Origin of the sequence: Streptomyces sp. cf386 (assembly GCF_900103585.1) — a bacterium.
Classification (GTDB): Bacteria; Actinomycetota; Actinomycetes; order Streptomycetales; family Streptomycetaceae; genus Streptomyces.
In genome coordinates, this window is the sequence record NZ_FNHV01000010.1 from 235300 (window position 1) to 249809 (window position 14510).

Genomic DNA, 14510 nt, shown 5'->3' on the forward strand with positions numbered 1-14510 from the left:
GGCGCTCCCAGCGGAGCGTCGGCGCACCGATCGCCTCCGGCGCGGGTAGCCGCTTTGCTTTGGCAGGAGCGAAGTGCGAGCGAAGACTCCCCGCCCGCTACGGCCCCGCGCCGGAGGTCCCCCACCCGCACCATCGAGTCGGACGGGGCGGCGGAGCCGTACGTAGGTGGCGGATCTGCTTCCATCGGGACTGCACGGAGGGATACCGATGACCTCAACGACGAGGCTCACGGTCGCACAGGCGCTCGTCCGCTTTCTGTCCGCCCAGTACACCGAGCGTGACGGGAAACGCCGACGCCTGATCGGCGCCACCTGGGGCATCTTCGGCCACGGCAACGTCGCCGGGATCGGCCAGGCGCTCATCGAGCACACCGATGCCATGCCGTACCACCAGGGCCGCAACGAACAGTCGATGGTGCACGCGGCGGTCGGTTACGCCCGCCAGTCGAACCGCCTCTCCACCCACGCGGTCACCACGTCCATCGGCCCCGGCGCGACCAACCTCGTCACCGGCGCCGCCCTCGCGACCATCAACCACCTCCCGGTCCTGCTCCTCCCCGGCGACGTCTTCGCCACCCGCCCCGCCGATCCGGTCCTCCAGCAGCTCGAAGTGCCGTACGCGGGCGATGTGTCGGTCAACGACTGTCTGCGCCCGGTGTCGAGGTACTTCGACCGGATCACGCGGCCGGAAGCCTTGATTCCGTCGGCTCTCCAGGCCATGCGCGTGCTCACCGACCCCGTCGAGACCGGCGCGGTCACGCTGGCCCTGCCGCAGGACGTGCAGGCCGAGGCCCACGACTGGCCGGACGACTTCTTCGCCGAGCGCGTCTGGGTGGTACGCCGCCCGGGCGCCGACCCGACCGAACTCGCCGAGGCCGTACGGGCGATCAGGTCCGCCCGCAGGCCGCTGGTCGTCGCGGGCGGCGGCGTCCACCACAGCCGCGCCGAGGAAGCCCTCGCCGAGTTCGCGGAGGTCACCCGCATCCCGGTCGCCTCCACCCAGGCCGGCAAGGGCTCCCTGCGCTACGACCATCCCCAGGACGTCGGCGGCGTCGGCCACACCGGCACCGCCACCGCCGACGAACTCGCCCGCACCGCCGACCTGGTGATCGGCGTCGGTACCCGCTACACCGACTTCACGACGGCCTCCGGCACCCTCTTCGCCGGCGAGGGCGTCCGCTTCCTCAACCTCAACATCGCGCCCTTCGACGGCCACAAACTCGCCGGTATGCCGCTGATCGCGGACGCCCGCAGCGGCCTGCAGGAGCTGACCGAGGCCCTGGACATGCACGCGTACCGGGTCGCCGACAGCTACATCGCCGAGTACACCGAGGACAAGGAGCGCTGGGAGCAGCGCGTCGACGCCTGCTACGAGGCCGACGAGCCCGACGTACGGCCGACGCAGCCGCAGGTGCTGGGCGCGCTGGACGCGATCGTCGACGAGTCGGACGTGATCATCAACGCGGCCGGCTCCCTCCCCGGCGACCTGCACAAGATGTGGCGGGCACGCTCACGTGACCAGTACCACCTGGAGTACGGCTACTCGTGCATGGGCTACGAGATCCCCGCCGCGCTCGGCGTGAAGCTGGCCGCTCCCGAGCGCAACGTCTGGGCGCTGGTCGGCGACGGCACGTATCTGATGATGCCGACGGAGATCGTGACCGCCGTGCAGGAGGGCGTCGCGATCAAGGTGTTGCTGGTGCAGAACCACGGGTACGCGTCCATCGGCGGCCTGTCGGAGGAGACGGGTGCCGAGCGCTTCGGCACCGCCTACCGCTACCGCGCGGACGACGGTACGTTCACGGGTGCCCCGCTCCCCGTCGACCTGGCCGCCAACGCCGCGAGCCTCGGCATGCGGGTGCTGCGCGCGAAGACCGTGAGCGATCTGCGCGAGGCGCTCGTCGAGGCCCGCGCCGCGGACACTCCCACATGTGTCTACGTCGAGACCCAAACGGCAGACACAGTGTCGGGCCCGCCGCCCGCGCAGGCCTGGTGGGATGTTCCCGTGGCCGAGACCGCGACGCGACCGTCGGCGGTCAAGGCACGCGAGCTGTACGAACGGCACGTCTCGACCCGACGCCGCCATCTGTGAAGGAGTAACCGGTCATGACGAAGATCGTCAACCACTGGATCGGCGGCAAGACCGCCGAAGGCGCGTCGGGCACGTACGGGCCGGTCACCGACCCGGCGACCGGCGCCGTCACCACGAAGGTCGCCTTCGCCTCGGTCGACGAGGTGGACGCCGCGGTCGCCGCCGCGAAGGAGGCCTACCTGACCTGGGGCCAGTCCTCGCTGGCCCAGCGCACCTCGATCCTGTTCAAGTTCCGTGCGCTGCTGGACGCCAACCGGGACGCGATCGCCGAGCTGATCACCGCCGAGCACGGCAAGGTGCACTCCGACGCCCTCGGTGAGGTGGCCCGCGGCCTGGAGATCGTCGACCTGGCCTGTGGCATCAGCGTGCAGCTGAAGGGCGAGCTGTCGACGCAGGTCGCCAGCCGCGTGGACGTCTCCTCGATCCGGCAGCCGCTGGGTGTCGTCGCGGGCATCACGCCGTTCAACTTCCCGGCGATGGTGCCGATGTGGATGTTCCCGATGGCCATCGCGTGCGGCAACACCTTCGTGCTGAAGCCGTCCGAGAAGGACCCGTCGGCATCGATCAAGATCGCCGAGCTGCTGGCGGAGGCGGGCCTGCCGGACGGCGTCTTCAACGTCGTGCACGGCGACAAGGTGGCCGTCGACCGCCTCCTGGAGCACCCCGACGTCAAGGCGGTCTCCTTCGTCGGCTCGACCCCGATCGCCCGCCACATCCACACCACCGCCTCCGCCAACCACAAGCGCGTCCAGGCCCTGGGTGGCGCCAAGAACCACATGCTGGTGCTCCCGGACGCCGACCTGGACGCGGCGGCCGACGCCGCCGTGTCGGCCGCCTACGGCTCCGCGGGCGAGCGTTGCATGGCCATCTCCGCCGTCGTCGCCGTCGGCGCGATCGGCGACGAGCTGGTGGAGAAGATCCGTGAGCGCGCCGAGAAGATCAAGATCGGCCCCGGCAACGACCCGACGTCCGAGATGGGCCCGCTGATCACGGCCGTCCACCGCGACAAGGTGGCCTCCTACGTCGAGGGCGCGGCGGCCGAGGGCTGCGAGGTCGTGCTCGACGGCACCGGCTACACGGTCGACGGCTTCGAGGACGGCCACTGGATCGGCATCTCCCTGCTCGACAAGGTGCCGACCACTGCCAAGGCCTACCAGGACGAGATCTTCGGCCCGGTCCTGTGCGTGCTGCGCGCCGAGACCTACGAGGACGGCGTGGCCCTGATCAACAGCTCGCCGTTCGGCAACGGCACCGCGATCTTCACCCGGGACGGCGGCGCCGCACGCCGCTTCCAGCTGGAGATCGAGGCCGGCATGGTCGGCGTGAACGTCCCGATCCCGGTCCCCGTCGGCTACCACTCCTTCGGCGGCTGGAAGGACTCCCTCTTCGGCGACCACCACATCTACGGCAACGACGGCACGCACTTCTACACCCGCGGCAAGGTCGTCACCACCCGCTGGCCCGACCCCGCCGACGCCCCCACCGGCGTCGACCTCGGGTTCCCGCGCAACCACTGACGCGCTCACCTGAGCGTCTGGGGCCGTCCGGATCGCGGACGGCCCCATTTTTTTGCGGGCCCGCGCTGCGGTTCCCGTACGCCTGGAAGCCGCGCTGTACGCGGCTTTGACACAACGTTAACGCGCGCCAATGCGGTCTTCGGCAACGAATTCCGTAGGTGAACACCCATTGACGTGACGGTTTCCGTCGATGTTGCATCCCCCTCGTGACCGACACCCTCACCCCCGCCGAGGGCGCCGTCGTCGAGGCGTCGGACGGCCCCCAGAAGCTCAAGCGCTCGATCGGCGTGGTCGGCGGCACCCTGCTCACGCTCTCCTGCGTGACCCCCGCCTCCACCCTCTTCGTGGTCGTCCCCGACCTGTTCGGTTCGCTCGGCACCGCCACCGCCCTGACGATCGCCATCGGCTCCCTGCTCTGCATCGCCGTGGCGTTCTGCTACTCGGAGCTGGGCACCCTCATCCCCAGCGCGGGCGGCGAGTACGCGATGGTGTCGACGCTGTCCGGGCGGCTGGCGGGCTGGCTCGTCTTCGTGCTGTCCCTGCTGGTCGTCATGGTCGTCCCGCCGGTGATCGCGATGGGCACGGCCGACTACCTGGCCCCGATCGCCGACCTCGACCCCTCCATGACCGGCGCCGCCGTCATGCTGCTCGCCACCCTCGCCGGCCTCCTCGACCTGCGCGCCAACGCCTGGATCACCGGCGTCTTCCTGGTCCTGGAGGTCATCGCCGCGGCCGTCGTGGCGGTGCTGGGCTTCGCCCACGCCGAGCGCGGCCCGGGCAGCCTGCTGTCGATGGAAGTAGCAGGCACGAACGGCGGTACCGACCCCGTGACGGCCCTGCTGATCGTCTCCGGACTCGCCATCGCCCTCTTCGTCACCCAGGGCTTCTCGACCGCCGTCTACCTCTCCGAGGAACTGGAGAACCCGCGCCGCAACGTGGCCCGCACGGTCCTGGCGACCCTCGCCATCTCCGCCGTGATCATCCTGGTCCCCGTCGTCGCCATCACCCTGGGCGCGTCGGACCTCGGCGAACTGACCGGCGGCGACATCGGCACCATGGTCACCGCCTGGTCCAACTCCGCGGTCGGCACCTTCGTCAGCCTCTGCGTGGCCCTCGCGATCATCAACGCGGGCATCGTCATGGTCATCCAGAACTCCCGCGTCCTGTTCGCCTCCGCCCGCGACAAGGCCTGGCCCGAGCCGGTCAACAACGTCCTCGCCAAGCTGGGCCGTTTCGGCTCCCCGTGGGTGTCGACGCTGGCGGTGGGCGTACCCGGCGCGGTCCTGTGCTTCGTGAACCTGGACACCCTGTACGGCGTCACAGGCGTCTCGGTGACCGGCATGTACCTGCTCGTCGCGGTCGCGGCACTGTCGTCCCGCCGCGGCCCCCACAAGCACACGCGCGCGTGGCGCATGCCGCTGTGGCCGGCGATGCCGGTCCTGCTGATCGCGGTCCTGCTGTACGTCCTGAGCCAACAGGAGACGACGTACCTGCTGTGGACGGGCGGGATAGTGGCGGTGGCCACTGTGTACTGGGCGCTGTACCTGCGCCCGCGGCGAGACACAAGGTGGCTGGTCTCGATACCGACGGACGAGCAAGCGCCCCTCTAGGGGCGCGGGGAACTGCGCGACAAGCCACGACGCAGCCGCACTCGGCAGACCACAGAACGGACCGAGCTCTTAGCCGCCGTACCACGGATGCGGTAGACAAAATCCCCGGCGTACCCCCACGGGAGGTCCCGTGATTCAGCCCTCGGTCGATAACTTGCCGACAGGTTGGCCCCGTACCGTTGAACCATGGATCTTCGACTGCCCGCACTGCGAGGGCGAGTACGGAGGCCGCGCCGGTGGCTCGCCGCCGCGGCCTCCGTCGTCGTCATAGCCGGTGCCGGGACATGGACGGCCGTCGCCTCGGACGACGCGCCCGCGGTGCGGCGCGCCGACCGCGTCATGGACATGGGAGACGGGGTCCGCATCGACACCTCGTACTTCACCTCGGGCCCCTCGGGCCGCCGCCCGGCCGTCCTGCTGGGCCACGGCTTCGGCGGCAGCAAGGACGACGTACGGCAGCAGGCCGAGGACCTCGCCCGGGACGGGTACGCCGTCCTCACCTGGTCCGCCCGCGGCTTCGGGAAGTCGACCGGCAAGGTCGGGCTGAACGACCCCAAGGGCGAGGTCGCCGACGTCTCCAAGCTGCTGGACTGGCTGGCCGAGCAGCCCCAGGTCGAGCTGGACAAGGCCGGCGACCCACGGGTCGGCATGGCGGGTGCCTCCTACGGCGGAGCCATCTCGCTGCTGGGCGCCGGGCACGACGACCGGGTGGACGCCATCGCCCCGGCGATCACGTACTGGAACCTCGCGGACGCCCTGTTCCCGAACAACGTCTTCAAGAAGCTCTGGGCGGGCATCTTCGTCAACTCGGCAGGCGGCTGCGACAAGTTCGAGACGCAGATCTGCGAGATGTACGACCGCGTCGCCGAGTCCGGCACCCCGGACGCCCAGGCCCGCGCCATGCTGGAGGAGCGCTCGCCGTCGGCCGTCGGTGACCGCATCAAGGTGCCCACCCTGCTCATGCAGGGCCAGACCGACTCCCTCTTCCCGCTCGGCCAGGCCGACCAGGCGGCGAAGGCCATCCGGGCCAACGGCGCCCCCGTCGACGTCGACTGGATCTCCGGCGGCCATGACGGCGGCGACATGGAGACGAGCCGGATCCAGGGCCGCGTGAAGTCCTGGTTCGACCGCTATCTCAAGGACGACAAGGGCGTCGACACGGGCCCCGCCTTCCGCGTCACCCGCACCCTCGGCACCGGCACCGGTGACGGCGAGCCCCGGCTCAGCGGCGTCAGCGCGGACAAGTACCCCGGCCTGGCGGGCAAGGAACGTGAGATCGCCCTCACCGGGCGGGAGCAGAGCTTCGCGAACCCGGCCGGCGCCAGCCCGCCCGCCGTATCGGCCCTGCCCGGGTTCGGCAGTTCCGGCGGACTCGCCCAGCTGTCCTCGCTCGGCGTCGGGGTGTCCCTCGACTTCCCGGGCCAGTTCGCCGCGTTCGAGTCGGCGCCCGTCCGCGAGGACCTGCAGATCACCGGGTCGCCGACGGTCACCGTCCACGTGAAGTCCACCAGCGACGACGCCGTGCTCTTCGCCAAGGTGTACGACGTCGGCCCGGGCGGCCAGGGCCAGCAGGTGCTCCCCTCCCAGCTGGTCGAACCCGTCCGCGTCGAGGGCGCGAAGGCCGGCAAGGACGTCACCCTCACCCTCCCGGCGATCGACCACGAGGTCGACGACGGGCACCGCCTGCGCCTGGTCCTCGCCTCCACCGACCTCGGCTACGCCTCCCCGACGGCCCCGGCGACGTACACGGTCTCCCTGAAGGGCGAGCTGTCCATCCCGACGGCGCTCGGCGACACCGACACCGCGGCGACACTGTCCGCCTGGGTGTGGTGGCTGCCCCTCGCGGGCGCCGGGATCGCGCTGGCCCTGCTGGCGACCGGACGGCGCCGCACCAAGGCACCCGCCGCCCCCGACCCGGCACTGGCCGAAGTGCCGCTCCAGATCACGGACTTGAGCAAGCGCTACGCGAAGTCGACCGACCGTTACGCGGTCAGGGACCTGTCCTTCCGCGTGGAGAAGGGCCAGGTACTCGGCCTGCTCGGCCCCAACGGCGCCGGAAAGACAACAACCCTCCGCATGCTGATGGGCCTGATCAAGCCGGACGGCGGAGAGATCCGCGTCTTCGGCCACGCGATCGCGCCCGGCGCCCCCGTGCTCTCCCGCGTCGGCGCCTTCGTCGAGGGCGCGGGCTTCCTTCCGCATCTGTCCGGCCGCGAGAACCTGGAGCTGTACTGGCAGGCCACCGGCCGCCCGCCGCAGGACGCCCACCTGGACGAGGCCCTGGAGATCGCGGGCCTCGGCGACGCGCTCGCCCGAGCCGTCCGCACCTACTCCCAGGGCATGCGTCAGCGCCTCGCCATCGCCCAGGCCATGCTCGGCCTGCCGGACCTGCTGATCCTCGACGAGCCGACGAACGGCCTCGACCCGCCACAGATCCGCGAGATGCGCGAGGTCATGATCCGGTACGCGGCGGCCGGCCGCACGGTCATCGTCTCCAGCCACCTGCTGGCGGAGGTCGAGCAGACCTGCACCCACCTCGTGGTGATGGACCACGGCCGGCTCGTCCAGGCGGGCCCGGTCGGCGAGATCGTCGGCTCGGGCGACACCCTGCTGGTCGGCACCGGCACGCCGGTGGACGAGCCCGTCGTCGAGAAGGTCGCCGCCCTGCCGGGCGTGGCCTCGGCGGTGAACACCGACGGCGGCCTGGTCATCCAGCTCGGCGCGGACGGCAGCGCCCAGCGCCTGATCGCCGAACTCGTCCGGCTGGAGGTCCCGGTGGAGTCGGTGGGCCCGCACCGCCGCCTCGAAGACGCCTTCCTCACCCTGATCGGAGACTCCGCATGAGCGGCACGCTGACGGACCGCGCGGAGGTCGCCGACGGCTACCGCGCGGGCCGCACCCTGCCCATCCGGGTCGAGCTGGTCCGGCAGCTGAAGCGGCGGCGCACGCTCGTCATGGGCGGCATCCTGTTCGCCCTGCCGTTCGTCCTGCTCATCGCCTTCCAGGTGGGCGGCGCACCGGATTCGCGCAACGGCGGGGCCGGCCTGATGGACACGGCCACGCTGTCCGGGGCGAACTTCGCCGCGGTCAACCTGTTCGCCTCCGCGGGCTTCCTGCTCGTCGTCCCCGTCGCCCTGTTCTGCGGGGACACGGTCGCTTCGGAGGCCAGCTGGTCCTCCCTGCGCTATCTGCTGGCCGCGCCCGTGCCCCGGGCCCGTCTGCTGTGGTCCAAGCTCGTCGTCGGGCTGAGCCTCAGCCTGGCCGCGATGATCCTGCTGCCGGTCACCGCGCTCGCCGTCGGCACGGCGGCGTACGGCTGGGGCCCGCTGGAGCTGCCCACCGGCGGCTCACTGGCCGCCGGCACCGCGGCCCAGCGCCTCGTGATCACCGTGGCGTACATCTTCGTGTCCCAACTGGTCACAGCCGCCCTGGCGTTCTGGCTGTCCACACGGACGGACGCACCCCTGGGCGCGGTCGGCGGCGCGGTCGGCCTGACCATCATCGGCAACGTCCTCGACGAGGTGACGGCCCTCGGCGACTGGCGGGAGTTCCTGCCCTCGCACTGGCAGTACGCCTGGCTGGACGCCGTACGACCCCAGCTCGACTGGACGGACATGATCCAGGGCACGTCGCTGTCGATAACGTACGCCCTGGTGCTGTTCGCGCTGGCCTTCCGGGGTTTCGCCCGCAAGGACGTGGTGTCGTAGGTCAACGGAGGATCACCCACCGGTCTCGAAGGGCCTGCCCCGTGCCCTCTTCGAGACTCATCCGCAACGCTCCGTAACGCACGTTCCGGCCCCCTGGCCCGTCACAGTCACAGAAGTCGACGGCAACGGACCAAGGGGGCACGGATGATGGAGCGGTACCGAGCACAACGAACACGAGGCCTCCTGGCACTCACCGCGGCGGCGGGCCTGCTGCTCACCGGCTGCGGCGCGAGTGACAGCGGGGACTCCTCGGCGGATGACAGCAGCTACGCCAGCGGCTTTCCGGCCCCGGACTACACCCACGGCAGCGGCGGTACGGGCGAGCAGAAGAACAACGACACCGACGGCAACGACGACTCGGAGTCCCGCGAGTTCGCGCCCGCCCCCGACTACCTCTCCACCTTCGCCCTCGACGTCGACACCGCCTCCTACGGCTACGCGCGCCGGTCCCTCGCCGACGGCCGGCTGCCCGACCCGTCGACGGTCCGCCCCGAGGAGTTCGTCAACAGCTTCCGCCAGGACTACGACCGCCCCGACGGCAACGGCTTCACGGTCACCGTCGACGGCGCGCGCACCGACCGCGAGGACTGGTCGCTGGTCCGCGTGGGCCTGGCCACCCGTCCCGCCGCCGACTCCGGCGAACGCCCGCCCGCCGCCCTCACCTTCGTCATCGACATCTCCGGTTCGATGGCCGAACCGGGCCGCCTGGACCTCGCCAAGGACTCCCTGGAAGTCATGACGAACCGGCTCCGCGACGACGACTCGGTCGCGATCGTCACCTTCAGCGACGAGGCGGAGACGGTCCTGCCGATGACCCGCCTCGACGGCAACCGCGACGACGTCCACGACGCGATCGACAGCCTGGAACCCACGGACTCCACCAACCTGGGCGCAGGTGTGGAGACCGGCTACGAGACAGCCGTGGAAGGCCTCCGGGAGGGCGCCACGAACCGCGTCGTCCTCGTCTCCGACGCCCTGGCCAACACCGGCGACACCGACGCGGACACCATCCTCGAACGCATCGCCTCCGAGCGCCGCGAACACGGCATCACCCTGTTCGGCGTGGGCGTCGGCAGTGACTACGGCGACGCCCTGATGGAACGCCTGGCGGACAAGGGCGACGGCCACACGACCTACGTCTCCTCCGAGGACGAGGCGCGTGAGGTCTTCTGCGAGGAACTCCCGAAGAACATCGACCTCACGGCCCGCGACGCCAAGGCCCAGGTCGCCTTCGACGAAACGACGGTCTCCGAGTTCCGTCTCATCGGCTACGACAACCGGCAGGTTGCCGACGAGGACTTCCGTGACGACAGCGTCGACGGCGGCGAGGTCGGCCCCGGCCACACGGTGACGGCCCTCTACGCCGTCCGCACCCGCCCCGGCACGGAGGGCCACCTCGCCACGGCGACCGTCCGCTGGCTGGACCCCGACTCCCGCGCCCCGCACGAGGAGTCGGGCCGGCTGGAGACCGCCTCCCTCGCGTCCTCCGTCTGGAGCGCGAGCCCCCGCTTCCAGGTCACGGCCACGGCCGCCTACTTCGCCGACGCCCTCCGCCTCGGCGACGACCGCCGGCCGGCCCTGCCGGGCTCCGCGCACCTCGGCGAACTGGCCGACCGCGCCGACAGGTTGGCGACCACGACCGAGGACCAGGACGTACGCCATCTGGCCGACGCCATCGACAGGGCGAGCGACCTCACCGGTCAGGACTGAGTGCCGCCCACGCACACCGAGGGCACGGCCCGCCCAAGCCCCTTCAGATGCAGGACGTCCAGCTCATGGCCGTACGCCGACCCGACGGCCGCGATGTACAGCCGCGGTTCGCAGGACGGTGAGGTGCGTGTGCGCTGCGTGTCCTTCAGCGCGTCCAGCAACTGGGTGGTGATGCGGTCGAGCACCGGGCGCACCTCCTTGACCAGGTCGGGGCGCTCGGTGGGCCGCTCCTCGGGGTGGGCGTCCCAGCGCGCGTACAGGCCGCGCTGTACGAGCTTGTTCGCCTCGATCTGGTCCCGGAAGACGGCTTGCGTGGCTGCCGGGTCCAGCCCGAGTCCGGACGCCCGCGTGGCGACGTCGTCCAGGATCTGCTGTTCGCGCACCGGGTCGTCGATCGGCTTGTCGGTGCCGTACTTGGCGGCGGCCACCTTGTCGGCGACCAGCAGCCGTTCGGCGAACAGGTCGGTCAGCGGGGTGAGTCCGTGGCGGGGCACGGATGCGGCCGCCGGTGCCGGGGCATCGCTCCCGGCCACGGCGGGCGCGGCGGCGGAGAGCAGCACCGCCGTGGAGACGGCGGCCACCATCAGGGTCCGCGTACGTCGGATTCGCACAGGGCCCGTCCTTTCACTTGGGGGGTGCGATCAACGTACCGACGCACAGGTGCCGAGTAAGGGCAGACCCATTGACCTTCCGTTACGCATGAGTAAGTTGACTCCCCGGTAAGTCCGACGGGCACCGGGAGCCGACATGGGCGTACGCAAGGATCTGAAGCGGGCCAAACAGCGCACCGACCTGATGGAGCGCGCCAAGGTCGAGATCACCAAGGACGACCACGGCGTCGTCCGAGAGGCCCGCACCCCGCCCCTCGCACCACCGTCCCTCACCGGCACCACCGCGGACCTCCCCTACACCAACGCGGCCGAGGCCCCCGACGCCGTAGCCCTCCGCCGCAAGCACGGCGCCACCTGGCACCCCGTGACCGCCATCGCCTTCGCCCGCGAAGTCACCGGTGTGGCCAAGGGGTTGATCGCGGCGGGACTCGAACCGGGTGGCCGGGTCGCCGTGATGTCCCGCACCCGCTACGAGTGGACGGTCCTGGACTTCGCCATATGGGCCGCGGGCGGCCAGACCGTCCCCGTATACGCCACCTCCTCCGCCGACCAGGTGGAGTGGATCGTCCGCGACTCGGGCGCCCGGTACGTCATCACCGAGACGGAGGAGAACACCGAGACGGTGAAGACGGGCACGGCCGGTCATCAACGGCCCCCGCGCCTATGGCAGTTGGACGTGGCAGCGCAGGAGGTCGACGCCCTCACCGCTCTCACCACCCTCGGTCAGGGCCTCTCCGACGACGAAGTCCCCAAGCGCCGCGCCGCCCTCACCCCCGACACCATCGCCACCGTCTGCTACACCTCCGGCACCACAGGCCGGCCGAAGGGCTGCGTCCTCACCCACGGCAACCTCCACGCCGAGGCCGCCAACACCGTCGAGCTGCTCCACCCGATCTTCAAGGAGGTCACCGGCCAGGAGGCCTCCACCCTGCTCTTCCTCCCGCTCGCCCACATCCTCGGCCGCACCCTCCAGATCGCCTGTCTGATGGCCCGCATCGAGATCGGCCACTGCCCGAGCATCAAGCCCGACGAACTCCGCCCGGCGTTCAGGGAGTTCCGGCCGACCTTCCTCGTCGGTGTCCCGTATCTCTTCGAGAAGATCCACGACACCGGCCGCGCGACGGCGGAGAAGCTCGGCCGCGGCGCCTCCTTCGACCGCGCCGACCGCATCGGCGTCCGCTTCGGTGAGGCGTATCTGAACAAGTTCCTGGGGACCGGCAAGGGCCCCGGCCCCGGCCTCTACGCCGCCTGGGCCCTGTACGACCTGCTGGTCTACCGCCGTATCCGCAAGGAACTCGGCGGCCGTATGCGCTACGCCATCAGCGGCGGCTCTCCGCTGGACCGCAACCTCAACCTGTTCTTCTACGCCGCCGGCATCCTCGTCTACGAGGGCTACGGCCTGACGGAGACTACGGCCGCCGCCACCATCGTCCCGCCCCTCAAGCCCCGCCCGGGCACGGTCGGCCAACCCGTCCCCGGCACGGCCGTGCGGATCGCCGAGGACGGCGAGGTGCTCATCAAGGGCGGCATCGTCTTCGGGTCGTACTGGAACAACCCGGCGGCCACCGACGCCGTGCTCCAGGGCGACTGGTTCGCCACCGGCGACCTCGGGTCCCTCGACGAGGACGGCTACCTCACCATCACCGGCCGCAAGAAGGACATCCTCGTCACCTCCGGCGGCAAGAACGTCTCCCCGGCCGTCCTGGAGGACCGGCTGCGCAGCCGGTCGCCGATCGGCCAGTGCCTTGTCGTCGGCGACAACCGCCCCTTCGTGGGCGCGCTGATCACCCTCGACCCGGAGGCGGTCGTCCACTGGCTCGCCGTACGGAAGATGGCCGCCGACACCCCGATGGCCGAGGTGATCCGGGATCCCCGGATGCGGGCCGCCGTCCAGAAGGCCGTCGACTACACCAACGAGGCGGTCTCCCGGGCCGAGTCGATCCGCGCCTTCGTCCTCGTCGAGGGCGAGTTCAACGAGGACAACGGCATGCTCACGCCGTCCCTGAAGGTCAGGCGGCACGCGGTGACGGCGGCGTACGCGGACGAGATCGAGGCGCTGTACGGCAAGTGAGGGGCAGCGGGAATGTGGGCGGAGTGAGTACTCACTCATTGACGGAGTGAGTACTCACTCCGTACTCTTGTGGTCATGACGGCTTCCGAGGAGAACCAGACCACCCGCCGCCGCGCCCCCGGCATGTCGCCGGAGCAGCGCCGCGAAATGATCATCCAGACCGCGATCCCGCTGATCGCCGAGTACGGCGCCGCGGTGACGACGGCGAAGATCGCCCGTGCCGCGGGCATCGGAGAGGGCACGATCTTCCGGGTCTTCGCCGACAAGGACGAGCTGCTGCAGGCCTGCGTGGCCGAGGCGCTCTCCCCCGAGCACGCGATCCGCGAGCTCGACGCGATCGACGTGTCCCAGCCGCTGCCCGACCGGCTCGCGGAGGCGGCCGAGGCGCTGCAGGCGCACATGGCCAGGATGGGCGCGATCATGGGCTCGCTGGGCCACCGCGGCGGCAAGCACCCCGGCACGGTGCGCGGCGCGGGCCGTACCGAGTCGACGACCCGTATCCGTGCGGCCCTCGCGGAGCTGCTGGAGCCTGAAAGGGCCGCCCTGCGCCGACCGCCGGAGCAGATCGCGGCCCTCTTCTTCGGGCTGCTCTTCACTCAGCCACGCACGGAGGACGAGCCCGACCTGACCCCACAGGAGCTGGTGGAGGTCTTCCTGCACGGGGCACTCTCGGGGGGCGCCAAGTGAGCGCGCGGAGACGCCGCCCGGGGGTTGTGGCCCTGGCCGTTCTGGCCCCCGTCCTGGTGTGGCTGGTCGCGGACCCGCTGCTGGGGAACCGGCTGCGGATGGCCGACGGCGAGCGGACGCTCGACATCGGCGCCGCGCCCGTGGTGGTCGTCGCACTGCTCGCGTCGCTCTCCGGCTGGGGACTGCTGGCCGCCCTGGAGCGGTTCGGGGTGCGGCGCGCCCGTGCCATCTGGACCGGGGTGGCCGGCGTCGTACTGGCCGTGTCCTTCCTGCCGTTCATCGGCGACGGCATGGACGGCGGCACCCGGGTCTCCCTCGCCGTGATGCACCTGGCGGTGGCGGCGGTGCTGATCCCGGGGCTGGGCGGCAGGTCGCACGGGGCGGGAGCCGGTGCCGCCAGGGGGTGACCGCCGGCACCAAGTGCGGAGGGACCGTTCGCGGTCACTCTTCAGGGCGATCCACACCCGGTCGGCGCACTCGATTGGTGTATTGGGAGCATATATGA

General features: G+C 71.0%; 10 protein-coding genes and 1 pseudogene. 10 read left to right on the forward strand and 1 reads right to left on the reverse strand.

Translation table 11 applies throughout. From position 1 onward, the window contains the following. Positions 1-11: 11 nt before the first annotated feature. The 7 genes and pseudogenes from BLU79_RS49235 to BLU79_RS26165 all read left to right on the forward strand — a co-directional run. Positions 12-122: pseudogene (locus BLU79_RS49235) on the forward strand (5-deoxy-glucuronate isomerase); the annotation flags it as partial. 86 nt (positions 123-208) lie between these two features. Beyond that, complete coding sequence (gene iolD / locus BLU79_RS26140) at positions 209-2092, forward strand: 3D-(3,5/4)-trihydroxycyclohexane-1,2-dione acylhydrolase (decyclizing) (RefSeq protein WP_093908336.1); 1884 nt, start codon at positions 209-211, stop codon at positions 2090-2092. A 14-nt stretch (positions 2093-2106) separates the two neighbouring features. Next, entirely contained in the window at positions 2107-3609 is a 1503-nt protein-coding gene (gene mmsA, locus BLU79_RS26145) for a CoA-acylating methylmalonate-semialdehyde dehydrogenase (protein WP_093908337.1), read from the forward strand. A 206-nt stretch (positions 3610-3815) separates the two neighbouring features. Next, positions 3816-5219: an APC family permease gene (locus BLU79_RS26150; protein ID WP_093908338.1), complete on the forward strand. Its 1404-nt coding sequence runs from the start codon at positions 3816-3818 to the stop codon at positions 5217-5219. 186 nt (positions 5220-5405) lie between these two features. Continuing rightward, positions 5406-8063 carry a CocE/NonD family hydrolase gene (locus tag BLU79_RS26155; protein ID WP_093908339.1) on the forward strand — a complete coding sequence of 886 codons (2658 nt, stop codon included), beginning with the start codon at positions 5406-5408 and terminating at the stop codon, positions 8061-8063. Beyond that, positions 8060-8926 carry an ABC transporter permease gene (locus tag BLU79_RS26160; RefSeq protein WP_093908340.1) on the forward strand — a complete coding sequence of 289 codons (867 nt, stop codon included), beginning with the start codon at positions 8060-8062 and terminating at the stop codon, positions 8924-8926. The genes BLU79_RS26155 and BLU79_RS26160 overlap by 4 nt, the downstream gene beginning before the upstream one ends. A gap of 147 nt (positions 8927-9073) precedes the next feature. After that, on the forward strand, positions 9074-10636 hold the full coding sequence (locus tag BLU79_RS26165; protein ID WP_093908482.1) for a vWA domain-containing protein: 1563 nt from the start codon (positions 9074-9076) through the stop codon (positions 10634-10636). On the opposite strand, the gene BLU79_RS26170 is transcribed toward BLU79_RS26165, so the two are convergent. Beyond that, complete coding sequence (locus tag BLU79_RS26170) at positions 10627-11247, reverse strand: chorismate mutase (RefSeq protein WP_371131941.1); 621 nt, start codon at positions 11245-11247, stop codon at positions 10627-10629. The genes BLU79_RS26165 and BLU79_RS26170 overlap by 10 nt on opposite strands. Before the next feature lie 136 nt (positions 11248-11383). Here BLU79_RS26170 and BLU79_RS26175 point away from each other — a divergent pair, with 136 nt between their 5' ends. The 3 genes from BLU79_RS26175 (at position 11384) to BLU79_RS26185 (ending at position 14412) form a co-directional block, all read left to right on the forward strand. After that, complete coding sequence (locus BLU79_RS26175) at positions 11384-13318, forward strand: AMP-dependent synthetase/ligase (protein ID WP_093908342.1); 1935 nt, start codon at positions 11384-11386, stop codon at positions 13316-13318. Positions 13319-13393: 75 nt separating this feature from the next. Beyond that, the gene (locus BLU79_RS26180; protein WP_093908343.1) at positions 13394-14005 is read left to right on the forward strand and encodes a TetR/AcrR family transcriptional regulator; all 612 of its coding nucleotides are present in this window, start codon (positions 13394-13396) and stop codon (positions 14003-14005) included. Then, complete coding sequence (locus BLU79_RS26185) at positions 14002-14412, forward strand: DUF6069 family protein (RefSeq protein WP_093908344.1); 411 nt, start codon at positions 14002-14004, stop codon at positions 14410-14412. Before BLU79_RS26180 ends, BLU79_RS26185 begins: the two co-directional genes overlap by 4 nt. Positions 14413-14510: the final 98 nt, after the last annotated feature.